General features: G+C 46.7%; 15 protein-coding genes. 12 read left to right on the top strand and 3 right to left on the bottom strand.

The window, feature by feature from the left end; translation table 11 throughout:
- Window positions 1-62: 62 nt before the first annotated feature.
- On the bottom strand, window positions 63-851 hold the full coding sequence (locus V144x_RS20020) for a helix-turn-helix transcriptional regulator (protein WP_144987477.1): 789 nt from the start codon (window positions 849-851) through the stop codon (window positions 63-65).
- 157 nt (window positions 852-1008) lie between these two features.
- Here V144x_RS20020 and V144x_RS20015 point away from each other — a divergent pair, with 157 nt between their 5' ends.
- The 6 genes from V144x_RS20015 (at window position 1009) to V144x_RS19990 (ending at window position 7018) form a co-directional block, all read left to right on the top strand.
- A complete protein-coding gene (locus V144x_RS20015; protein ID WP_144987475.1) occupies window positions 1009-1980 on the top strand; it encodes a DUF1559 domain-containing protein in 972 nt (323 codons plus the stop codon).
- On the top strand, window positions 1977-2408 hold the full coding sequence (locus tag V144x_RS20010; RefSeq protein WP_144987473.1) for a hypothetical protein: 432 nt from the start codon (window positions 1977-1979) through the stop codon (window positions 2406-2408). Before V144x_RS20015 ends, V144x_RS20010 begins: the two co-directional genes overlap by 4 nt.
- Window positions 2409-2494: 86 nt before the next feature.
- Window positions 2495-3382 carry a dihydrodipicolinate synthase family protein gene (locus V144x_RS20005; protein ID WP_144987470.1) on the top strand — a complete coding sequence of 296 codons (888 nt, stop codon included), beginning with the start codon at window positions 2495-2497 and terminating at the stop codon, window positions 3380-3382.
- A 49-nt stretch (window positions 3383-3431) separates the two neighbouring features.
- Window positions 3432-4580 carry an exo-alpha-sialidase gene (locus V144x_RS20000; RefSeq protein ID WP_144987468.1) on the top strand — a complete coding sequence of 383 codons (1149 nt, stop codon included), beginning with the start codon at window positions 3432-3434 and terminating at the stop codon, window positions 4578-4580.
- Between the two features lie 83 nt (window positions 4581-4663).
- Window positions 4664-5626, top strand: coding sequence for a bile acid:sodium symporter family protein (locus V144x_RS19995; protein WP_144987466.1), 963 nt, complete (start codon window positions 4664-4666; stop codon window positions 5624-5626).
- Window positions 5627-5836: 210 nt separating this feature from the next.
- Window positions 5837-7018, top strand: a complete 1182-nt coding sequence (locus V144x_RS19990; RefSeq protein WP_144987464.1) for a fasciclin domain-containing protein — start codon at window positions 5837-5839, stop codon at window positions 7016-7018.
- 101 nt (window positions 7019-7119) lie between these two features.
- Here V144x_RS19990 and V144x_RS19985 read toward each other — a convergent pair whose 3' ends face one another.
- Complete coding sequence (locus V144x_RS19985; RefSeq protein WP_144987462.1) at window positions 7120-7740, bottom strand: GntR family transcriptional regulator; 621 nt, start codon at window positions 7738-7740, stop codon at window positions 7120-7122.
- Window positions 7741-8098: 358 nt separating this feature from the next.
- Here V144x_RS19985 and V144x_RS19980 point away from each other — a divergent pair, with 358 nt between their 5' ends.
- The 5 genes from V144x_RS19980 (at window position 8099) to V144x_RS19960 (ending at window position 22506) form a co-directional block, all read left to right on the top strand.
- On the top strand, window positions 8099-13315 hold the full coding sequence (locus tag V144x_RS19980) for a PVC-type heme-binding CxxCH protein (protein WP_197998542.1): 5217 nt from the start codon (window positions 8099-8101) through the stop codon (window positions 13313-13315).
- A gap of 519 nt (window positions 13316-13834) precedes the next feature.
- Window positions 13835-16213: an ABC transporter substrate-binding protein gene (locus V144x_RS19975; protein ID WP_144987458.1), complete on the top strand. Its 2379-nt coding sequence runs from the start codon at window positions 13835-13837 to the stop codon at window positions 16211-16213.
- 332 nt (window positions 16214-16545) lie between these two features.
- Window positions 16546-18789: a DUF1549 and DUF1553 domain-containing protein gene (locus tag V144x_RS19970; RefSeq protein WP_144987456.1), complete on the top strand. Its 2244-nt coding sequence runs from the start codon at window positions 16546-16548 to the stop codon at window positions 18787-18789.
- A gap of 16 nt (window positions 18790-18805) precedes the next feature.
- Window positions 18806-21076, top strand: a complete 2271-nt coding sequence (locus V144x_RS19965) for a Clp protease/crotonase-like domain-containing protein (protein ID WP_144987454.1) — start codon at window positions 18806-18808, stop codon at window positions 21074-21076.
- A 2-nt stretch (window positions 21077-21078) separates the two neighbouring features.
- Window positions 21079-22506 carry a DUF1501 domain-containing protein gene (locus V144x_RS19960; RefSeq protein ID WP_144987451.1) on the top strand — a complete coding sequence of 476 codons (1428 nt, stop codon included), beginning with the start codon at window positions 21079-21081 and terminating at the stop codon, window positions 22504-22506.
- 71 nt (window positions 22507-22577) lie between these two features.
- Here the strand turns inward: V144x_RS19960 and V144x_RS19955 are convergent, their stop codons facing one another.
- Window positions 22578-24125 (bottom strand): sulfatase family protein, encoded by a 1548-nt coding sequence (locus V144x_RS19955; RefSeq protein WP_144987450.1) that lies wholly within the window; start codon window positions 24123-24125, stop codon window positions 22578-22580.
- Window positions 24126-24544: 419 nt separating this feature from the next.
- On the opposite strand from V144x_RS19955, the gene V144x_RS19950 reads away from it, so the two are divergent.
- Window positions 24545-25309, top strand: a complete 765-nt coding sequence (locus tag V144x_RS19950) for a GntR family transcriptional regulator (RefSeq protein ID WP_144987448.1) — start codon at window positions 24545-24547, stop codon at window positions 25307-25309.
- The last annotated feature ends 6 nt before the right edge of the window (window positions 25310-25315 follow it).

The raw sequence follows: 25315 nt of genomic DNA, 5'->3' as shown, positions 1-25315 counted from the left end.
AAGAATGCATATTTAGCAGCAAATTTGATCTGAGGAATACAATCAAAGTACAAATTCCGGTTTCATCCTGGCCGCTTTGGAACTTTGACCAATCGGGATCGAAACTCGCTGGGAGAAAGACCAAAACGACGACGAAAGTGAGTCGCGAACCGTGATGGGTCGGCATAACCTACACGCGCACCAATTTCTCGAATCGATCGATTCGAATGTTGTAACAGGCTCGCTCCTTTTTGCATACGGAGTTCGATCAGGTAGTCACTGAAACTCAATTCGAGTTCTTCACGGAACAATCGTGCCAGATGCCCAGGGCTGCAACCTGCAATTTCATGAGACAATTCAGGTAACCGGATCGGTTTGTGAAAATGAAAGGCAAGATAAGCACACGCTCTGGACAGAGAGTCGCGTGGAAGTGATTGATCTTCCGTGGCGTCAGCTAACCGAAACCAGACAGCATCCAAATGGGTCAGCGCTTCATCCTCTGCTTCCTCCGATTTTCCCGATGCGATGTTATCCACCAGGGGACGGTGTGATTCAAACAATACCGAGAGGTCGGGCCAGCATTGTTGAAGTGTTTTGATACGAAATGAATTTTGTGCATTGAAAACAGAACTCCATGCCTGCTTCAACCCGGGTACATCCGCCATATTAACAATTGTTTGATGCAGCTTCTGGTCTTCCAGCGCAAAGCGGCGATAGTTGCCACTTTCAGCTGCTTGTCGCAATTTCTGAAAACAGTTGAGAAGTCGTTGTGGGTCGACGCCTCCCATTACTTTATCAGCGGCATGTCTTGCTGCAAAACCTTCCAGCTTTGCTCGAAGATCAGTCACTGATTTCATGGGGGTCTTGTTCATAAAATGAATTTCTAAATTAGGCTATGTGAATTCGCGCGCAAGACTGTGTCAATACAACATTGTACCCATGCAATACGGCTCATAGAATGAAAAACAGAGAGTCCGTGATGGTTTTAATGATTATCTTTTGCAATTCCATTTATAAAGGCGCTCAACAATGAATATCAGGAAACGCTATGGATTCACGCTGATCGAACTTTTGGTAGTGATTGCGATCATTGCGATTTTAATTGCCTTGTTACTGCCTGCGGTGCAACAGGCCCGTGAGGCTGCCCGTCGATCAGATTGCAAGAATCGCATGAAACAAATCGGGTTGGCTCTACACAATTATCATGAAACTCACAGAGTATTCCCTTCGGGATCGATCGTAACCAGTACTGCTTGTCCGTTGCCAGGCTCAGCGAGACGTGGCGCCACCTGGACTGTGATGATTCTTCCTTTCCTGGATGATGTTCCCCGCTACAACAGTTTTAATTTCGAAGGCACTTTTGCAGGCATTGCGAATGAAACTTCTAATACGAACGAACCACAGCAAATTCGTCCGAATTCGAAATATCAATGTCCGTCCGCTCCTAATGCTGCTTCGGCAGAACCAAATTCCAACTATCGGGGTGTGCAAGGGGGAGGCAGTGAAGCGAATGCTTCGTGCACAGGAGGTTCTGCGAGTAATCGGCGATTGTTTTTTAAAAATGGCATCCTGTTTCTGAATTCCAGTATAAAAATGAGGGATGTTATTGATGGAACTTCAAACACATTCCTGGTTGGTGAATCCCGCTGGTGGTTTGCGGTCGGGCAGAATTCTCCCTACGGCACTTATTTTACCTGGGCCTCCAGCACGCGGAACGCGAGCAACTCAAGCCATGTGAATGTTGTCGCTGCTGCCGTTGACCCTATTAATACACCACTTGTTGATTACTTTCCCAGTGATGGTCCCTACACAAATCATCCGGCAGGTATCGGAGCTGTTGTTGGGACGCATACCCGTTGTTTTGGCAGTTGGCATGTAGGCGGAGCGCACTTCACGATGGCAGATGGTTCTGTTCAATTCGTCGGTGAAAACATTGATCTGGCCCTGTATCGACAATTGGCGCAACGCCAGGATGGTCTTCCTCTGGGAGGCTTGCAATGAAACAGCGTTTCCAACGAATGGTGTCAGGAGTTTTGTGGTTGACATCTATTTTTGTATTGGTTCAAAGTAGTTGTCATTCAAACTCTGAGGGGGCGAACCGTTATGAACTCAAAGGCAAAGCTGTTTTTGGTGAAAAACGAATTCCCTTTGGTCGGATCTTACTTCAACCTGATACAGAGCAGGGAAATCAGGGGCCAGCTGGAGTCGCTGACATTCGGGAAGGAACATTTCAGACACGCAAGAATAAAGGGCATGTTGGCGGTCCGCATTTAGTAACGATTATTGCTACAGATGGAACGCGACCGAGTTCACCGGATGTCGATAACTCACTTTTTCCTCCGTTTGTTCTCAGTGTTGATTTACCCAAAGAGAACGCCACGCATGATTTTTTAGTGTCTGATAAAGCCGGGTTGAAGGGAGTTCCTTGAGCATAAGACAATGTTTCGTGTCTGACTTTTGTTTTGGTCGCTGATGATTTTATTACGTTGGTTTTTTACTTGAAGAAAGAGATTGAATGTACGAACAACTTGTCGGAATTATCCCTCCGATGGTCACTCCCTTTGGCGCTAATGGTTCGATTGATGAAGAGGCATTGCGCGCAGATGCACGGTATCTGATTGAGACAGCAAAAATACATGGGCTGGCTGTTTGTGGCAGCACTGGAGAAGGGCATACGTTGTCAATCGATGAAACGCGATTGATTACTGATGTGGTAACAGAAACAGCGGCAAAGCGCGTTCCTGTGATCACAGGAATCATTGCGAATAGTACAGCCGAAGTGATTGAACGAGGCCGCGCAGTCAGAGATTTGGGGGTTGCGGCACTACAAGTCACTCCGGTGCATTATGTATTTCGACCAGACGACGATGCGATGGTGCGACATTTTGCAGAAATTGCTGCCGCTACCGAGCTTCCTATCATTATTTATAACGTGGTGCCCTGGACTTATCTTTCACCAGGGCTTCTTACCAGGATCATTACTGAAGTAGACGGAGTGATAGGAGTGAAACAAAGCGCGGGAGATCTGAAATTATTGGCAGATCTCTTAATCATGATGGGAAGTCGGGCACGGATCATGACTGCAGTGGACGCGTTACTTTACCCCTCTTTTGCACTGGGGGCAGTGGGATCAATTGCGGCGATTCTCACTGCGGCTCCCACATTGTGCGTTGAATTATGGGATGCAGTCCAGGCTGGTAATCACAAAAAAGGGCTTGAACTGCATGAAAAATTGCTGTCTGTCTGGAACGCGATTTTCGCAGACAATCTTCCCGCGAATACTCGTTATTGTATGGAACTGCAGGGAAGAGCTGGTGGAGTCCCGCGTCCCCCGATGCCAGCAACTTCTGAAGAGCAAAAGGGACCGATTCGTGAAGCTCTGCGAAATGCAGGGCTCATATAATCCGTAATTAAATATACTTCTAATCAAATACGCGCTCAAGGATATTTTCATGAAAAGTTATCTGGTTGTATTAATCTCGCTGTTCATTTCACTGACTGTCGTCGTAGCTGGCGAGCCGTTGCAAAAAACGACTACCCTCTGGACTGGACCACCTATCGCTCAGGGTGTCAAACAGATTCCTTTCATTCCGGGTGTAACACATCAAACAATCCATCGTGCACAAAAAGAAGGATATAAATTTCTTCACGGAGCTGCCATTATTGAGCACAAAGGTGTGCTCTATGCCAATTGGGCTAATAGTCCAACTAACGAGAATGGTCCTCATGAAACATTACAAGGGAGACGCTCTAGAGATGGAGGTAAGAGTTGGTCCGAGCTCGAAGTGATTGGTCCGGGATTTGAGGGGCCTGATCGTCACAGCCATGGTGTTCTTTTTGTGCATGACGGGAAGTTATGGACGATCTGCAGTCGTTTTGGAGTGGGAAAGAAGGCAAGGAAGTTCAACGGGTTACAGGCGGAAGCGTTCGTTTTGAATGAAGAGACAGACTGCTGGGAATCGCAGGGAATCGTTATGAACAACTGCTGGCCGTATGACGAACCCGTGCGCATGAAAAACGGTAACCTGATTACCGGTGGTCAGGATAAAGATGGCTTACCTGTTGTCGCAATTAGCCATGGAAAGGATCTTACCAAATGGGATACGGTAGCGATTCCTTATCCACCGGAGCTTGCACCAAGCTTTGCCGAGACGACAGTCTGGGCGGAAGGAAATATCGTGCGTGCGATCATTCGGGGGGGAGGTGGCGTGGCCTGGATTTCCCATAGTGATGATTATGGCCGGACCTGGTCGAAGGCGCAAAAGAGTAATTTACCGATGCCTCGGGCCAAGGCGTATCTTGGCAAGTTGAGTACGGGGCAACAATATCTGGTTTCAAACCTGAAGAATCGTGACACGCTTGTGATTTCTGTCAGCAAACCTGGTGAAACGACGTTGAGTCGTATGTGGAGAATTCGAGATGGAAAATCCAAACCCCCTCGCTTTCCCGGAGCGGCGAAAGGAAAACAATGGTCTTATCCCTATGCCTTCGAGCATGATAAAAAACTCTATGTCGTTTATTCCATCGGTAAGGAAGACTGTGGATTATCGATTCTGCCTGTCGAATCGCTTCAATTTGATGCTTCCACCGAATCGCCATAAGCAGAGTCGATATGAAACGTCGTGGAGAATTTGAAAAATAGTGATGAATTCGATGTTGGTAGTGACTGAGGATAAGACGATTCATGACGCGATTTTGGTGCAGCGTTTCAAAAATTCCCTTCACGTTCTGGGTCTTGGTGTTTGCAATCTGTGGCTATCTCTTTCCGTGGCTGTTTACCTGGAATTGGGAGGGATGGGAACTTCGAGAGGCCATTTCGCCACTCGTGCAAGTCATCATGTTTGGAATGGGTGTTACGCTGACATTTGCTGACTTTAGCCGTGTTTTGAAGATGCCACGTGCGGTACTCATTGGAATTGTTTGTCAGTATTCGATCATGCCTTTTCTTGCCTGGTGGTTTGCCTCGATGTTTCAACTGGAAACGGAAGTGGCCGCTGGTTTGATTTTGATCGGTTCAAGTCCGGGTGGAGTTTCTTCAAACGTCATTGCTTATATTGCGCGAGCCAATGTTCCTCTTTCCGTGACCATGACGGCCTGTTCAACGTTGCTGTCACCATTTGTGACTCCACTTGTCATGAAATTTTGGGCAGATCAATATGTCTCGATTGAGTTTCTACCCATGATGCGCTCAATCTTTTTGATGATTCTGGTTCCGGTGTTGCTCGGTTTATTGGCGAATCGTTATGCCCATCAGATTGTCGAAAAAATCATCGGAATTCTGCCCGTGATCGCCATGTTTGCTATCTGTGTGATTATTGCCATCACAATTGCCCTGGCAAAAAACGAACTGGCAACGGTAGGACTGGCACTTTTGGGTGCTGCGGCTTGCCAAAACGCGTCTGGATATGTGCTTGGTTATGGAGTCGCCCGTTGTCTAAAGCTGAACCAACGTGATTGCCGCACTGTGGCTTTAGAGGTGGGAATCCAGAATGGTGGAATGGCAACGGGGTTAGCGATCCATGTTCTCAAGAGCCCAGTGATCGCTTTGGGATCTGCAGTATTTGGCCCCTGGAGCGCGATTTCCAGTTCCGTGCTTGCCTCTTATTGGAAACGTTCGAGCTCTGCAGAACTGAAAAGTGAGTCATAGAAATAGCGTTGACTTAACGAATTTTTGTTTGATCTTTTTTCGTTTTTCAATGTGACACCCATTTCGGTGAATTTTCTAAAAATGCTGGTTGTCAAAGGTGCTCGCCATTCTATCGTATGGGTGTGAAGGGAAGCACAGTGGCCACTTCAGTTGCAGATAAATTCAAAATTACCGGGCAAATAATCCACAACCACCTAAGGAGTTAGATTGATGAAACATCTCGTAAAACAGGCATCAGCCTGGGCAGCCGTCATTGCTGTTTTGTTGACAGCGAATTTTTCGCAAGCTGCTGAAAAGAAAGATATAGTAGATACTGCGGTTGGCGCTGGTTCGTTTAAAACACTTGCCGCTGCACTTGGGGCAGCAGATCTTGTCAATGCCTTAAGGGGCGAAGGGCCGTTCACTGTTTTCGCACCAACTGATGCTGCCTTTAAAAAGTTGCCGGCAGGCACGGTAGAGATGCTGCTTAAGCCAGAAAACAAAGACAAATTGATTGCAGTATTAACTTATCATGTCGTTCCTGGAAAGGTGGCAGCGAAAGACGTTGTGAAGTTAAAAGGAGCCAAGACACTCAACGGACAACGCGTTGATATTATGACAAAGGGGGACAAGGTAAAAATTGATGGAGCAACAGTCGAAACCGTCGATATTAATTGTACCAACGGGATCATTCACGTCATCGACAGTGTGATCCTTCCTACCGATAAGAATATTGTGGTCACAGCCGCTGAAGCCGGCAAATTCAAAACATTGATCGCTGCGGCAAAAGCTGCAGGTCTGGCAGAGGCCTTGTCGGGCAAGGGTCCCTTGACTGTGTTTGCTCCCACTGATGAAGCCTTCGCGAAACTTCCCGAAGGTACCGTGGCTTCGCTTCTGAAACCTGAAAACAAACAGAAGCTGGCAGATATCCTAAAATATCATGTCGTACCGGGTCGTGTTTATTCTGAAGATGCCTTGGCAGCGAAGAAAGCGAAAACTCTTCAGGGTAACAATATCAACATCGGTGTCGCAGATGGAACTGCGAAAGTGAATAACGCAAAGCTGCTGGCAACCGATATTGACGCTTCCAACGGTGTGATTCATGTGATTGACTCAGTAATCATGCCTTCTGATGCGAAAAAATTCAGTGCGACTGAAGCACGCGAGAAAATCAAGCATGCTGTGGCACAAGGCGCAAGGTTGTATAACTCAGGTCATCACGATGCTTCTGCAAAATTATACAAGAAAACAATGCATGAAGTATTGAAGGGTGTAGATCAAATGCCAGAAGAGATTCGTACCAGAATGAAACACGCTCTGAGTAACTCTTCGCAAATGCATTGTCCAACACAACAGGCTTGGACATTGCGACACGCCTTAGATCATGCTTATACACGCATGTCTGCTCTGTAAAGATTGGATCTGTTTTTCTGAGATTCGGCTTCCGCAATCATGTATCAATATATGGTTGCGGAAGTTTTTTATTGATTGAAAGAGACAAAGTATGTTTCGAATTAATCAATATTGGCAATCAGTACTTGTACGGCTGCGTCCAGTTTTCTTGAGCGAAACATTGCAACGATAGCCACGTGCTCATAATAGATTCTCATGGGGTCGCCCGGTTTCTGAAAGCCTTCGAGGAAGTGGCGTCTTAAGCGTGAAACTAACGTAATCCAGATCGTCATCAATCCCTGTTCGGGTGATTTAGCCACAATGGATTGATGGAACTTGATGTCCAGTTCGGCAATTTGGGAATAGTCACCCATTTCACAGGCGGTTTTCATTTCGTTCAGAATGGTTTCCCATTCCTCGAAATCAGCTTCATTGAGATCTGCAAAAATCGATTTTAATGCAAACGATTCGACCGTTTGTCGTAACGGAATGATTAACTCTTGCATGGAATCAGACAAGGAGGGAGCCACACGCATCCCACAGTTGGGTTTCGATTCCACCATTCCCTCGTGTGAGAGTTGTTTTAAAGCTTCTCGAATCGGAGCACGACTGACATGGAACCGCTCGGCCAGACTGACTTCCCGCAAGGGGGTTCCTTCTTCGATTTGCCCTGTGATGATTTCCAGGCGCAGTTGTTCAACAATCTGTTCGCTCTGGTTTTGGCTTACTTCGGTTTCGCTCATGAGACTACTTCTTGATCGTTTTTATTTCGAGGACAACTTGAAGCTGATTGTGACTCAAATTTTGTTGATTGTACACAATTATGCGATAGCAAACCAGTTAAAATCTTTTATATGCAATATGAGTTTAAATAGTATATATTATTTGATTTAAGTTTAAAAATAATTTGATCAGAGAGTGAAGTGTCTGATTGGAAATGGCATTTAATTCTGGTGTTTAGTTTTATTGTATACAATATAGGTCGTGTTTTGTTGACAGGAGTGGATCATTCTGACAGACTGAAATCAAGCTCATACGAGTGGAGATTTATGAGTTGACTAAGATGATAATATGTTGTTTAGCATCATTTGCGGAGACTTCATGATGGTATTTTCGTGGTTCAAACAGCGTAAGATATCTTCGAATGGCCATTTCTGTGCTAACCGTTGGCAGTTAACTTTACTGAGTTGTCTCCTGATGGTTTTGTTTGATAGCTCAGTTAATTCATTAATTGCTGCCGAGCAGAAAACTGATGCGGGAAATCGACTGGTTTATCTGGACCAGGATGACCCTTATTACGTTTCGAAAAGTTTCCCCAAGCTCACGACGCCTCAGTGGTATGGAGACAAGCAGGTCAAAGCCGTCTGTGTCTTAGCCATTGATGATATGCGGGATATCAAAAAGTATGAAACGTATCTGCGTCCGATTCTGGAGCGGCTGAAAGACATCGACGGTCACGCTGGTGTCAGTATTATGACCTGCCGTGTGGATCCTGAAGATCCGCATCTACAAAAATGGATTAAAGAAGGGGTGAGTATTGAAGTTCACACTTATGATCATCCCTGTCCTTTATTAAAGGATCGCGACTTCAAGAAAGCCAAGGGAACCGTTGAACGCTGTGTGGATTTATTGAGTCAGATTCCCAACAGCCAACCGGTTGCCTATCGCATGCCTTGCTGCGATTCCTTAAATACAGTGAGTCCTCGTTTTTTCACTGAGATCTTCAATCGTCAGTCGCCAAAAGGAAACTATCTGCAAATCGATACATCTGTGTTTCATGTCTTCACAGCCAATGATCCCGAATTACCCAAAAAATTCGTCATTGATCCTGATGGGCAGGGCAAAATCGAAAAGTATGTTCCCACGGATCGCGGTTTTGTGAATACGATTTTTGATTACCCTTATCCGTATCCGATCTCGCGTCTGTGTTGGGAGTTTTCCTGTGTAACTCCCAGTGACTGGTCAGCTCAGCATCGACAAAAATCGATGAACCCGCTGACTGTTCAGGATTGGACCGCTGTCATGGATGCCACGGTTTTGAAACAGGGGACGTTTAATCTCGTATTTCATCCCCATGGTTGGATCAGCAATGAGCAGGTCATCAAGCTGATTGATCATGCCGTTGAAAAACATGGCTCCGCTGTCAAATTTCTCTCGTTTCAAGATGTTCTCAAACGCATGAATCAACATCTTCTAGCGGGGCAACCTCTCAGAATTGAAAAGGGAGCCGATAACGGGGTGAGATTGCTCGATTTGAACCATGATGGATTTATGGATGTGGTCATTGGAAACGAAAACGTCCAAAAAACGAGAATGTGGAATCCGAAACAACAGGGATGGACAGAATCGAGTTTTCCGACACAGCTGGTATCTCAACCTGATTCGAAGGGGAATCAGGCAACACGCACTCGGTTTGGCGTATTAAATGATCAAGTTGTTTTAATGACTCTGACACCTGATGAAACGTCAGCCTGGCGATTTGATAATCAAGCATGGGTGGAAGACAAAAGATTACTGGCAGGATTGCCCACGGAGCAGGGAAGTCTATTGATTCTAAATCAGGCGGGTGTGGATCAAGGAGTTCGGTTTCGTGATTTTAATCATGATGGGCAATGTGAGTTGATTGTTTCCAGTCCCTCTCAGCAGGCCATTTATAATTGGTCTCAAGCTGATTCTCGCTGGAGACGATTGTCCTGGTCGCTTCCTCAAGAAGCATTCCTCGTTGATGCAATGGGACGAGATGCAGGCATGCGTTTCGTAGACGTGGATGAGGATGGTTATGATGACGTCCTTTTCTCTAATGAGAAACGATATTCTTTGCATCTCTTTTCTACTTTAGACAAGGGGCTGAAAAAAGTCTTTCAAAAGCAACGCAAGGCTGGCGACGACATGCCTATGATTTCGCGAAACGGGACGAATAATGGCGCCTGGTTTCATTCGCGGCATTTATGGGTTCAAAACGAAGATACCGACAAATTGAAAAATCTGGTCGATGGCAAGTCATTCGATGAATTACTGGAAGCGGCGGGTCCTCAACCGAAGTCGCCCGATGCCGCTTTGAAAACAATCAAAGTCAAACCCGGATTTCGAGTCGAACTTGTGGCGGCAGAGCCACTATTAAAAGATCCCGTGGCCTTTGACTGGGGACCAGACGGGAAACTCTGGGTGGCTGAGATGGCTGACTATCCATTGGGCATCGATGAAAAAGGAACTTTCGGTGGGCGAGTGCGTTATCTGGAAGACTTAAACGGCGATGGAACCTATGAGAAATCAACTCTGTTTCTGGAAGGTTTGGGTTTTCCTACGGGAGTGATGGCCTGGAAAAAAGGGGTGATCGTGACCACTGCGCCGGAAGTATTCTACGCGGAAGATTTAAATGGAGACGGCAAGGCGGATCAACGGGAATCGTTATTTACCGGCTTTAGAGAAGGGAATCAGCAGCATCGGGTGAATGGCTTGCGCTGGGGACTGGATAACTGGGTTTATCTGGCGAATGGAGACTCCGGCGGAGAACTTGTCTCAGTGAAAACAAAACAGAAATTGAAACTCGGTCAGCGTGATCTACGGATCAAGCCTGAGACCGGGCAGATGGATCCTCAGTCGGGCCAAACTCAGTTTGGTCGTGAACGAGATGATTGGGGGAACTGGTTTGGCAGTAATAACAGTAATCCTGCCTTTCATTATGCGTTAACCGATCATTATCTGCGTAGAAACAAAGACCTTATTGCCCCCGGAGCAAAAGTGCAAGTTTCTGTTAAGCCGGGCGCGGCGACGATCTTTCCCATAAGTCGAACTCAAAAACGCTTTAACGATTTAAACAAAGTCAATCGCATCACTTCCGCCTGTGGACTCTGTTTCTATCGAGATCAATTACTGGGACCAGAATTTGTGGGCAACTCATTTATTTGTGAGCCCGTACATAATCTGGTGCACCGTGAAGTGGTCTCGCCTCGTGGGACAACGTTTACCAGTCGGCGCGCTCAGGACGAGCAGGAATCCGAATTTATGGCATCCACCGATAATTGGTTCCGCCCTACGATGGCACGGACAGGGCCTGACGGGGCCTTATGGGTGGCTGACATGTATCGGCACGTGATTGAGCATCCCGAATGGATCCCCAAAGCGATGCAGGAAAAACTCGATTTAAGAGCCGGTAAAGAGCAGGGCAGAATCTATCGTGTGGTGCGCGAGAATACGCCGTTACGCCCCATTCCTCTCTTGAATCAACTTTCGGATACAGAGCTAGTCCAGGTTCTGGAAAGTCCCAATGGCACGCAACGCGACATGGCACACCAACTGTTGATAACACAAAATAGAAAAACGGTCGTTCCTGATTTAAAAACGATGGTTCAAAACGGTAAATCAGCCACAGCTCGCCTACATGCACTTTGTGTGCTGGATGGTTTAGATGAGGTGTCGACAGGCGAATTGTTAATTGCTTTAAAAGACCGGCATCCTGGTGTTCGCCGTCATGCGATTCGTATTAGTGAATCCATCGTAAAGGAAGCACCTGAAGTAGGAACTCAGTTACTCTCTCTGGTTGATGACCGGGACCCTCAGGTAAGAATGCAATTAGCATACACCCTTGGTGAGTGGAATGACCCACAGTCCGGCGCGGCACTGGCGCGCATGTCATTGCGAAAGGATACCGATCCATATTTCCGCATGGCAATTTTGAGTTCTGTAGGCACACAACTGGACGCTTTTGTCGATGCGTTCTTTGTTGAATTAAACGGCGCGCAACCACCGGACCAGATATTTCATTCATTAGTGAATATGGCTGTCTCTGCGAACCAACAGGCTGCTTTAGCTCAAATTTGCGAAGCAGTAGGGGAAAAGCCGAGAGGAAAGTCATTCGAGCTATGGAAACATCAGGCTGTTGCGACTTTGCTGAATGCGCTTGGGCGTCGAAATCGGACACTTTCAAACTATCACAAGCAGTCGAACAAACGCTTGCAGTCAGCATTAGAAAATCTGAAACCTCTGTTTGATGAAGCTAGACGAATAGCGGATTCTGAGAAGACTGCTGCTAAAAAACGAATCCTGGCTATGCAACTGTTGGGGCGTGGGTTTGATGAGCAGGAGCAAGACTTTGAGATTCTGGCAGAAATGTTATCACCACGAAATACACGTCAAATTCAAAGTGCAGCGGTTAGGGCACTCACTCAATTTGGAAACCAGAAAACTCCAGAGATTTTACTCGAACGCTGGAAAAGTTTTGGGCCCGGTTTACGTTCAGAAGTGCTGAGTGCATTGCTGAGTCGCGAGGCGTGGGTGGAATCTGTTCTGAGCCGTATTGAACACAAAAAGATTCATCCCTCTGAGGTCGATACTTCCAGTAGTCAACTGTTACTCAATCACAACAACACTAAGATTCGAAAAAAGGCGATGAAATTGATGGTCTCATCGTTGAACTCAGATCGATCAAAGGTGATTCAGCAGTACTCTTCTATTTCTAATTTGAAAGGGAATACCGAAGCCGGACATAAACTATTTGTCAAACGTTGTACCGTTTGTCATCAATTGAATAAAGAAGGAAAACCGATCGGTCCTGACCTGTCTGCTTTGACTGATAAATCGCAACAAGCATTATTGGTTGCCATACTCGATCCGAATCGGGCAATTGAGAGTAAGTATGTCAGTTATCTTGCGGTCACTGTGAATGGCTTAACTTATAATGGTCTGCTCGCTGCAGAAAGTGGTGAAAGTATCACTTTGATTCAAAACGATGGCAAGCCAGTTACCTTACTTCGCAACGAGCTTGAAGAACTTCTGAGTACAGGCAAGTCGCTGATGCCCGAGGGGTTGGAAAAAGATATTTCCTTACAGGAGATGAGTGATGTCATAGCCTATTTGAATGCGACAAAACAACCGCGGAAAATTTTTGCTGGTAACCAACCTGAAGTGGTTCAGGCAGAAGCTTTACGGGGTGAGTTTTTTCTTGTGCCTCAAAATGCGGAAATTTTTGGTGAGACCATTCAGTTTGAGAAGAAGTACCAAAATCTGGGGTATTGGCAAAGTGAAAATGATCGCGCTTTATGGACATTGAATGTTCCTAAATCGGGTAAATTTGATGTTTATCTGGAATATGCCTGTCCGCAGGGCGTAGCCGGCAATCGTGCTTTTTTGGAAGTCAATGGCCAACGCATCTCCTGGAAAGTTCCCAGTACGGGAAGTTGGGATATCTATCAATCTCAAAAGATTGGTTCCATCGAATTGAATCAGGGGAAGACGCAACTGGCAGTTCGCAGTGATGGAAAAATTCGGAACGCGCTCTTTGATTTGAAAACAGTACGTTTACGCGTTTCTGGTAAATGAGCGAAAATTCTGATCTCTTGCCTTCTTGAATCTGTGGTATTCATGTGCGATTTTATGGTCTTACAGCTAAAGCGTTTAGTGTGCGCTTTACAGCGATTATTACTAGGTTCCCGCCTGCGAAAAACTCATTCTTCACGTTGGCTCAGTTTATGATTTTCTCGAAATCATTGCTGAAATCAGGGTGTATAGACCAACATTTTGCCGTTATTGGGTGTAGATATGATTGGATCAAGCTGAAGATTCAATATTAAGCTCAATTTTTCCCTAATAATATGCAGAGTTTAAAAGATATTGATTGCGAAAGTTTTTTTATAAACGATGATTTTGTATATCTATTAAAACATGATAATCAGCGAAGAAGAATAAACCAAATCGAATGCTGATTTTTGGATTTGAACTTTTTATCATGTTCAAAATCGATCAAACGTTTTCTTTTGGGGAAAATCAGAATTCGGGATGTCTGCGTATTTTAATCAGATGATTCCATCTGTGGGAAAAACGATCTGAGGGAAGTGACCAGTGCCGGACGAACGTTTCAGGGATTCCATCGATGATGAAGAAACAGTAGATGAGTTCCCTCCTGTGAATCTCGATCAGGAGGAAACGGTAGACGAAATCCCCCCACTCAATATTCAGGAAATTGATAAAGCCGCTATCGGAGCTGAAAGTGCTGCGAACGGTTCTGCCAAACACTCTGTAGGTCCCTCAGCTAAGAAAGCACAATCCTGGATTGGCAGGCGCCTAGGAAAATACCTGATTACCGGTCTGCTGGGCCAGGGGGGCATGGGAGTCGTTTATCAGGCGCATGATGCTTCTATCGAGCGAGATGTCGCTATCAAGCTATTACCGGCGGAACTCGCATCCGATAAAAATATGCTGGACCGCTTTTTGGCCGAAGCGAAAGCAGCCGGTCGCTTAACCCATCCTCATGTGGTTTCAATTTACGAAATTAGTGAAGCCGAGGGCGTCCATTATATTGTGATGGAATTCATGTCGGGGGGAAGTGCCGACGATCATTTAGATAATGTTGGACCCTATCCTCCGATAGCAGCAACGCAGATTATTGCTGATGCTTGCGAGGGGTTGATGGTGGCGCATGCTTCCGGGCTGATTCACAGAGATATTAAACCAGCGAACCTACTGCAATCTGAGCATGGTACAATTAAAGTCGCTGACTTTGGGCTGGCGAAAAGAATCATCCATCAGTCACAACAACTGACTCAAGACGGGCAGGTGATTGGCACGCCCTATTTCATGAGTCCTGAACAATGTGAATCAAAATCAGTGGATGCACGTAGTGATCTCTATGCGATGGGAGCCACTTATTTTACATTGCTGACGGGCAAACATCCCTATGAGGATGCGGGCAGTGTCGTACAAATTATGTATGCGCACTGTCATGCTGAAGTGCTTGATCCACGTGATATCAATCCACTCGTTCCAGAAGCGTGTGCCGCAATTATCAAGCGAGCGATGGCCAAAAAGCCCGAAGACCGCTATCAGTCTGCAGAGGAAATGCTGACCGATTTACGCAACATTAATTCTGATTCACATAAATTCAATACGACAAAAATTGTCTCTCAGGAAGAGCTCGAAGGCTCCTCACCAGACAAATCGACAAAGCCTCGTTGGCGTGGCAAAATTTTCAATACGATTATCTTTGTCATGACTTTTTTACTCCTGACAGCGGTCCCTTATTATGTCTGGAATGGAAATGGAAGTAAGGAGACAACTCAGAATCCTTTAGCGAAGAAACAGGCGGGGCAGCTTGCACAAGGAGTGACCGCCGACAAAATCATCCTCGGCACGTCGACTGCCATGTCAGACGCAAATAAAGAGTTGGGGTTTAATATGGTGATGGGGATGAAAGCCTGCTTCCAGTCCGTTAATGCAGCAGGAGGCATAGGGGGGCGTCAAATTGAACTGATCGTAAAAGACGATGCCTATGACCCTCATCAAGCTTTGGACAATATGCATGAGCTTTTTGAAGACGATAAAGTATTTGCCGTGATCGGCAATGTGGGGACTCCTACTGCAAAGTTGACTGTTCCCTATGCCAACGAAAATCAATACCTCTTTTTTGCACCGATGACAGGGGCTCAAAATTTGAGGCGTAATCCCCCTGATCGCTATGTGTTCAATCTTCGTGCCAGCTATGCCGATGAAACGGCGGCAATGGTTAATTATTTTGTCGAGAAGAAACGTCTTTCCCCAGACAAAATTGCCGTCTTCGCTCAGAATGATTCCTTTGGCGATGATGGTTTTGCAGGTGTTGCCAAAGCACTCGAAAAATACAAAGTGCTACCGGAGAACATCATTCGAGTTGGTTACGAGCGGAAGACGACCCAGATCACAGATGCGATTACTGAGATCGAGCAAAACCAGGATCGGATTGATGCGTTGATTATGGTCTCAACGTATAAACCGGCTGCTTTGATGGTTCAGCAATTGAAAGATCGTAAGCTTGATATTCAAGTGGCTGCGGTCTCTTTTGTCGGTAGCGAGTTTTTGGCACAACAATTTAAAGAAATGGGCCCAGAATATGCGGAAGGTGTTATCGTAACCCAGGTTGTTCCCTATTACCTTTCCAGCGCAACCGGGGTGCTCCGTTATCGTGATGCCTTGAAAAAATATTACCCGCTTTTGAAGCCTGGCTTCATTTCGCTTGAGGGGTTTCTGGCCGCCGAATGTTTCGTGGAAGGCTTGAAAAAAGTGGAAGAATCGGGTGAAGCATTAACAACGGAAAATATGATCAACGAACTGGAAAAGATTAACAATCTCGACCTGGGATTCGGTCCGATTATTAATTTTGGTCCTTCCAGACATCAGGCTTCCCATCAAGTTTGGGGAACTGTGCTTGATCAAAATGCGAACTACAAAGAACTCGATATGAAATAGCATCAAACTTCACTGACCTGATTCGTTTTCCCACCAGCAATTGATTTCACAAGCTATACTCTCTTTAACAGCAGTTCATTCTACCACGAACAAATCAGAATACGAGTTGATGTATTCGTTTGTTCATATAGTGGAGTCTTCCGGTAGAGAAATGATATTTGCTTGCTTTCCAGTATCAGTGCCTGATTTGTGAGGGTCAGAAGGACTTAATAACGCTTAATAATTTGCTTAAATGTTGACAGAGAGGTGATTGTATCAGTAAAATTTTATGTAGTTGCTCAAATAGAGAACTCATTCCAACCAAACAACTTCCCGCCTCAAATAGAATTGACATGATTACATTGAAAAATGCGATTTCACCACGTCTGTTCTTTCTAAACATTCTTTATTCTCTGGCTCTGATTCTCGCTTCTTCGACTGTCACAATGGGAGCAGAAACAAAGTCTCCTGTGAGTTTCGTCAATGATGTCGTCCCGGTGCTGACCAAAGCGGGTTGCAACATGGGGGTCTGTCATGCCAAAGCGGGGGGAGGTCAGAACGGTTTTCAATTATCGCTCCTGGGTTTTGAGCCACTCGAAGATTTTGAGAGCATCGTGAAAGAGGGCCATGGTCGTCGCCTTTTTCCTGCTGTTCCTTCGAAAAGTCTTCTCCTGACAAAAGCCTCGAATGTGACCCCCCATGGTGGAGGGACCAAGCTCCCTCGCGATTCGGAAGGTTATGCAATTCTTCGCAGATGGATTGAAGAAGGTGCGAAGTTTTCAACCGGTAATGAACCAACTTTGGTCTCCGTCAGTGTTCAACCAGAGTCAGGGTTGGTCAACATGGATGGCGAGCAGCAACTCAAGGCGCTAGCAAAGTATTCTGATGGAAGTGTTCGTGATGTGACTCATCGTGCACTTTATGAATCGAACCTGACTTCCATGGCAGAGGTCTCCGAAGAAGGTGTTGTAAAAGTTCACGATATTCCCGGAAAAGTTGCCATTATGGTACGCTATCAGGGAAAGGTGGCTGTCTTCACAGCGGCTGTGCCCTTGGGAGCACCGGTTACAAAAGTACCCGAAGCCAAGAACTTTGTTGATGAGCATGTGTTTGCCAACTTGAAACAACTGGGTATTCCACCATCAGATGTTTGTGACGATGCGACTTTTCTGCGTCGAGTGACTTTAGATATCTGTGGTCGCTTTCCGACTCAAAAAGAAGTGGCTGCTTTTATGGCGAGTACCGATGCCAATAAACGTGACCAAGCTGTCGAAGCGTTATTACGCAGTCCGAATTACGCGGATTACTTCGCTTCCAAGTGGGCTCCGCTCCTTAAAAACCGTCGTGATGCCGCCAGCGACATTACTTCGAACTTTGCCTTTCATGCCTGGATTCGAGATGGTTTGCTGGCAAACGTTCCCTATGATCAGTTAGTACGTGAATTACTGGGGGCGACGGGGACTGTCGTCGGGAACCCGCCTGTCGCTTGGTACAAACGGGTAAAAGATCCCAAGGAACAGCTGGAAGATATTGCTCAACTGTTTTTGGGTGTGCGAATGCAGTGTGCCCAATGTCATCATCATCCCTTCGAACGCTGGAGCCAGGACGACTATTACAGCTTTGCCGCCTTCTTCTCACAAATTGGACGCAAGCCAACCGGCACGCGTGGTGAAGATCTCATTTTTCACAAACGAGGAGTTGCCAAGGCAAAGAACGTCAAATCGGGAGAGATGCTAACGCCCGTCGCTCTTGGAGATGATATTGGCGAGATTAGTCCAGACGAAGACCCACGGCTGAGGCTCGGAGCATGGATGAGTTCTAAAGACAATCCGTTCTTTGCCAAGGCGTTGGTCAATCGATATTGGAAGCACTTTTTCAAACGGGCTTTAATCGAACCTGAAGACGATATCCGGGATACGAATCCACCTACCAATCCGCAACTGCTGGCAGCTTTGGAAGACCACTTTGTAAAATCCGGATTTGATTTAAAAACGCTTGTGAAAGTAATAACTCAATCACGTGCCTATCAACTCAGTTCAAAACCGAATGAATACAATCTGATCGACCGTCAGAATTACTCGCGATTTTACCCACGTCGGTTACAGGCAGAAGTGTTACTCGATGCCATCGATGATCTCACGGGGTCGACGACCACGTTTGCCAATCTGCCGCCCGGTACACGTGCCATTGCATTACCCGATAACAGTTACAATAAATCGGCATTTCTGAAGGTTTTCGGTCGTCCGAATAGTGCCAGTGTCTGTGAATGCGAACGGATTCAATCGTCGAGTCTCGCACAGAGCCTGCATCTGATCAATTCGTATGAGATCAAGCGAAAACTGTCTACGAGCACGGGTCGTGCTGCCCTCATGGCGAAATCCGATAAAAAGCCCGAAGAAAATGTGACGGAATTGTATCTGGCAGCTTTTGCACGGAAGCCGCGACCGGAAGAAATGCAGACAGCCATCAAGTATCTGACTGAACCTTTGATGGATACAAATGGAAAACCGATTAAAAATAAAAAAGTGTCAAACAAAGACTATCAGGATTTGATCTGGGCGTTAATGAACACAAAGGAATTCCTGTTTACGCATTAGGGACATGATGAAAAAGATGAGCTCTATTTTACAATTACGATTTTCTCTCGTGCTGGCAGTTAGCATTGCCGCATGTCTGGCTTCTTCAATGGCAGTCGCGCAATCCGTTTGTCTTCCGGCTCCTCGATTGTTGACGACCATGCCGATGGGAGGGCAGGTCGGAACCAGTTTCGACGTGAAGATCACAGGTCAACATCTGGAGAATGTTGATGAACTCAGCTTCTCACATCCCGGCATTACAGCAAAGAAAAAGCTCGGGGCAGACGGAAAACCTGTCGCAAATACTTATGTTGTTTCGATCGCGAAAGATTGTCCGTCAGGTGTTCACGAAGCCCGCGTGATGACGCGCCTGGGGGTTTCCACAACACGTGCTTTCAATGTGGGAACTCTGGCAGAAGTGACTCAGGCAAAGCCGAATACTACACTGGAAACTGCTTTGAAACTTGATCTGAATTCGATCTGCAACGCGGTGATGACCAGGCAAAAGATTGATCACTACACTTTCGAAGCAAGCAAGGGACAGCGCATTGTCGTTGATTGTGCGTCAAAGGGGATCGATTCTAAACTCAAGCCGGTTCTGATTATTGCTGATGAACAGGGGATGGACCTGCTAGTTGAGCGACGTGGCGGAGCACTTGACTTTACAGCTCCAGAGACGGGGAAATACGTGATTAAAGTTCACGGTTTGACCTATGATGGTGGCCCCTATTATTTTTATCGGCTCGCAGTTCGATCGGCGGCTGAAAAAGAAATCGTTCCCCGATTGCCTTCGATTCAAACTGTCAGTGCGTTTTCCTGGCCACCTGCGGGATTGACTGATGAAGCAATTCGACCTGAAGCAGAACCCAACAATCAACATACACAAGCACAAAAAATTACGCTTCCTTGTGATATTACTGGCAGCTTCTTTCCCGCTGCAGATGTCGACACGTTTGAATTCACTGCCAAGAAAGGCGATGTCTGGTGGGTGGAAGTCGCATCCGAACGGTTAGGACGTCCTACAGACCCTTCAATCGTCGTTCAACATGTAAGCGTAGAGGGGAAGAAAGAAAAACTGACGGATGTAGTGGAACTCAGCGACATTCCCAGTCCCGTAAAAATCTCTAGTAACGGTTATTCTTATGACGGCCCTCCCTACAATGCAGGCTCCTCTGACATTATTGGTAAAGTGGAAATTAAACAGGACGGCATACATCGATTACAACTGCGCGACTTGTTTGGTGGGACGCGGAACGATCCACTCAATATCTATCGTTTGATTATTCGCAAGGCTGCCCCTGATTTCGCACTTGTGGGTTGGGGCTTGCATATGAACCTGCGAAATGGTGATCGGAATGCACTTTCCAAACCGATTGCCTTACGTGCCGGTGCGACAATGCCCATCGAAGTGGTTGTTGTCCGTCGCGATGGTTTTGATGGTGAAATTGAACTATATATGGAGAACCTGCCACAGGGTGTCACAGCTGCCGGGCTGAAGATCCCCAAAGGAAAATCGCGCGGCATTATGCTGGTGACCGCTTCGGAGAACGCTCCACGGGGATTGACCAGTGCTTCCTTCTTAGGTCAGGCTACGATTAACGGCAAAACCGTAACGCGGCCCTGCCGAATGGCCTCAATGCAATGGCCGGTTAAAAATGCGTGGAGTGAAGTGCCATCGCCACGGTTGCTGGCCGATGTGCCTGTATCAGTCAGCAATTCAGAGCTGGCTACGATCACGATTGCCCCCACGGAAGACAAAGTCTGGGAAGTGACTGCTGGTGAAAAGCTGACGATTCCACTCACTCACTTACGGCGTTCTGAATTTTCTGGTGCGAATATTACTTTGAAGACCTTTGGTGCCGGCTTTGAGAGAGTACCCGCATTTGATGCGCCATTAAAGGCAGAGTCTTCCGAGGCCGTTCTCGATTTAGCAAAACTGAAGACACCCCCCGGTGAGTATCAAATTGCATTTTATGGCTATGCCGTTGCCAAATATCGGGAAAATTTAGAGGCGGTTGCTTCAGCAAAATCAGAACTTGAACGCGCAAAAATAGAAGCGGAAGCACTGTCGTTGGAAGCAGAAAAACTGGTTCTGAATTCAAAAACAGCCTCCCAGGCAGAAAAGGCGAATGCAGAAAAAGCAGCACAGGCTGCTTCTGAAAAGGTAAAATCAGCACAGGCTGCCGTTAAGACGGCCGATAAATTATTAAAGGCTGCAACCGCTAGAGCAAAACCAAAAGACATTGTCGATATCATCGTTTCCAAGCCGATTCAAATTCGTGTTAATCCAGCAAAGAAGGCAAAATAAAGATGACAGATCCATTTCATGCATCATCGATCAGCCCCTGTCCGGGTCCGGGGAGCCGTCGTGGTTTTCTTAAAATGGGCTTAGCTGGATTCGCATCGCTGAGTTTACCGAGCATCTTGCGACTTCGTGCGGAAAGTCCTGCTCAAAAAAATAACAAAGAAAAAACCGCGGTCATCATGGTATGGCAACCCGGTGGTTGTTCGCACATTGATACCTATGATCCCAAACCAAATGCTCCTAGTGAGTACAGTGGTCCTTTTGAAACGATCCCCACAAAAGTACCGGGTTTGAATTTCACAGAGTTGTTGCCAATGCAGGCGAAAATCGCTGACAAATTCACGGTGCTGCGTTCCATGCGTCATGGTAGCCCCGGCCACCCTGCGGGAACACTGAGAATGCTGACCGGCGATCCCGATACCCGTGACAAAGAAATTCCCAAATATCCAGACTGGATGTCGGTTACCAATTACCTGCGTGCGAAAGAAGGCCCGCGGACAAATCCGTTACCACCTTATGTCGGTGTCAATTTTTCATCGCAGCGCGTGGGAGCCGCTTATCTCGGGGATGCCTATGGTCCCTTTTCGGTCTCTGGTGATCCAAACAAGCCGAACTTCGTTGTGCCAAATATTGGTTTATCTAATCCCGCTGAAGTCAAGCATCTGGATCGTCGGGCGGCACTTCGTCAGAATCTCGACACATTGGAGCGTGCTTTTGATCAGGCAGGTGAGCTTCAGGCGTTAGATGAATTTGAAACCCAGGCAATGACACTGCTCACCAATCCCAAAACGAAAGATGCGTTCGATTTGAGTAAAGAAGATGATCGCACGCGCGATCGCTACGGACGCAATACCTGGGGACAGCAACTGCTAATGGCGCGTCGATTAGTCGAAGCGGGAGTCGATATTCTTTCCACCAGCCTCAGTGGTCCCTTATGTGGTCGTGTGAATAACTGGGACGACCATGCTGTGAATCATCATGTTTTCGATGCCCTGCGTTTCCGATCAAAGGCCTATGATCAAGCGGTGTCTGCTCTGATCGAAGATATTTACGAACGCGGTTTGGACAAACGAGTGCTTGTTGTGGTAACCGGAGAATTCGGGCGTACTCCCAAAATTAACTATCAGCCCAGTACCGGTGCTGGAAACGCAAGTGCCCCATCGGGTACGAAGCAACCAGGCCGAGACCATTGGGCACGCGCTTTCTCCAACATCTGGGCCGGGGGCGGAATTGAAACAGGCCGCTTCATTGGTGCGACTGATAAACATGGTTCTGACTCAATCGAACGCATCTGTGGTGCAGGCGATTTTCTGGCAACAATCTATCATCATTTGGGAATCGATTCGTCGAACGTCTTTCTTAAAGATTTCAACGGTCGTCCGACTCCCATTATTGCCGATCAGGGGAAACCCATCCGTGAACTGATGGGTTGATCCACACAGCGAACATGAGTGTCCTGTTTATGTTTGTCCAGAGACACAAGTAGCCCCAAAGTTTGTTATGGTTATTTTTGTGGTCTGCTGCGGCCATCCTCAATGATTTTGGCAAGTTGTGTTTTGAGACGTTCTGCAACTTTAGGATGCTCAGCGAGCACATCTGTTTTTTCGGCAGGATCGTCAGTCAGATTGAAGAGTTGAAACTGCGGCACCTTCGTATTTGCAAGTTGCGCTTCGACAGTCACATTTCTGGCAGACTTTCTATCGTAGCGATGCAGTTTCCAGTTACCGACACGCAAGGCATACGTTCCGTTGTTGCCATTATTCTGCTGGACGAGGTGATCGCGGCCTTTAGCTTTGTTCTCACCAAGTAGAGCACCCAGCACATTGAAACTGTCTCGACATTCTCCGTCAGATAAGCCTTGTTTTGTAAGAGCCGCAAGGCTGGCTGGCAGATCAATGGTGCAGACAAGTTCGTCACTGGTGCCAGGCTGAATCCGACCTTTCCAGCGGGTGATAAATGGTGTTCTGGTTCCGCCCTCATAGACACTGTACTTGCCTCCGGTGTAGGGACCAGCGGCACGGTGCTTACCAATCTTTTCGATTGCTCCGTCTTTATAGCCATCATCGAGTACCGGACCATTGTCGGAGCAAAACACAACAAGCGTGTTATCAGCTAACTTGAGTCGATCGAGTGTCTTCATCAATTCACCAACGCACCAGTCAAGCTGCACAATCGAGTCTCCACGAAAACCAAGTTTTGTCTTTCCCTGAAATCGTTCGTGAGGCATACGTGGAACATGTATGTCGTGTGATGAAAAGAATAGAAAGAAAGGTTCGTTTTGATGTTGTTCAATAAATTCAACCGATTTCTCAACCCATTTGTCGGCCAGATCTTCATCGCGAAAGCGGGCGGCATGACCACCGGTATAAAAACCAATCCGGCTGATGCCGTTGTGAATCGTTGAGTTATGTCCGTGTGACCAGTCCATCTTCAGTGTATGGCGGTGAGTTTTTCCTGTGGGATGGTCGGGGCTCGGCTTTTTGGTTCCCACCCATAACGGGTCGGCAGGATCGAGATTGAGAACCCGATGATCCTGGACATAAACTTGAGGCACACGATCATTCGTGGTCGGCAGCAGAAAGCAGGTGTCAAAACCGATCTCGAGTGGTCCTGGCTTTAGTTGTCCATTCCAGTCTGGACCTCCTTTCCCACCAAGTCCGAGATGCCATTTGCCAATCACGGCAGTTGTATATCCAGCGCGCTTTAGCAGGGAAGCGATCGTTTCAGTACCCGGTTTGATGATCGCCGGTGAGTTCGGCGGAGCGATTCCTGTGCGTTTACCACGAAAGGCATACGTCCCTGTGAGCATTGAATACCGTGTGGGCGTGCAGGTGGAAGCGGAGCAGTAGCCACTCGTAAAGCGGAGACCTTCTGTTGCAAGTTGATCGATATGGGGCGTTTTCAGTTCGGTTGCGCCATAGCAGGAGACATCACCATAACCAAGGTCATCCGCCATAATGACAATGATGTTTGGATTTGATTGTTTTTCTTTCGCTTCTAAGAAAGTGGGAACTAACAAGCAGCATAATACAATGGTTAACACAGGTCTCATCAGGAAATTGCCTTTTTAATAGTTGCCACACAAGCAGTGAAGGGGGGGGTTGCTTCTAAAATATAGACATGCTTAAAAAATGTTCTGAGTTCTTATTTAAACGCAGAGGCAGACACAAATCAATCGTGTAAATTAATCTCATTTGAGATGCTAATTCGAAGAGAGATATCACAACAAAATTAAGAATCAACAGTTCGAGATGGAATTAAGTCCAAACCGATGATTTCTCATCAAAATCTCGATTAGTTTTAGTGACAGCTGAACATATTCCGTGTCCCCGGGAACGTGAAGTGCTTTTCTGGTTCCTGGTTTTGGTTTCTGTGTCGAAGGGATTCTGTTGAGTTGCAAGGAGATTTCCAAATAGGTATAGTGGCTAAGCCACTTGTGTGCAAAGGAGCAATTTACTCTGGAGTAAGTCGATGGATAAGATTCTGCAACGCAATCCTGTATATCAGCAACTCAACGAACGGCTTCGCGCCTCGCTGGGGGACGAATATCAATGTGGTGACAAATTTCTCACCGAACGTCAGATCAGCGAGCAGTTTGAAGTCAGTCGCGCAACGGCGAACAAAGCGCTGGCCAGTCTTGTGTCAGAAGGCTTGTTAGAATTTCGTCGAGGGATTGGGACTTTTGTACGGCGTGATGTCATCAATTACGACGTGCGTTCCTTGATCAGCTTTACGGAAAAGGCAAAAGCTGCTCGCAAGAACCCTGGGACCGAACTGATTTCTTTTCAGAAAATTGTTGCCGCGGAATCAGATGAACTATTACTATCTGCCCTGGAGGTTGAATCTGATTCGTTGTTATTCGAGATGCAACGCTTGCGGCTGGCTGACGGTATTCCCGTGATCCTTGAACATCGTTATGTTGTGGCTGACCGCTGTCCTAATCTAACAAAGACCCATGCCAAAGGTTCACTCTATCGCGCCTTTACGGAGACTCATGGACTCCTGATTGCGGGGGCGGATGAAATTATTCGTGCGGTATCGCTCAAGGCAAGCGAGGCGCGACAGTTGCAGGTTTCAACGCGAACACCAGCACTCGAAGTCGTCTCTGTCGGGTTTCTTAAAAACAGTCAACCACTCTGGTGGGAACGTACACTTTATCGGGGCGATCAATACGAATTTCATAGTCGGCTTGGTCCCATTCAGTCAGCCACACCTCCTCGGGGTAAACTGCGGTAATATCGA

The sequence above is a fragment of the Gimesia aquarii genome (genome assembly GCF_007748195.1).
In the GTDB taxonomy this organism is placed as follows: domain Bacteria; phylum Planctomycetota; class Planctomycetia; order Planctomycetales; family Planctomycetaceae; genus Gimesia; species Gimesia aquarii.
The sequence above is the reverse complement of the archived record's forward strand: the minus strand, read 5'-3'. Positions and strand labels throughout refer to the sequence as shown.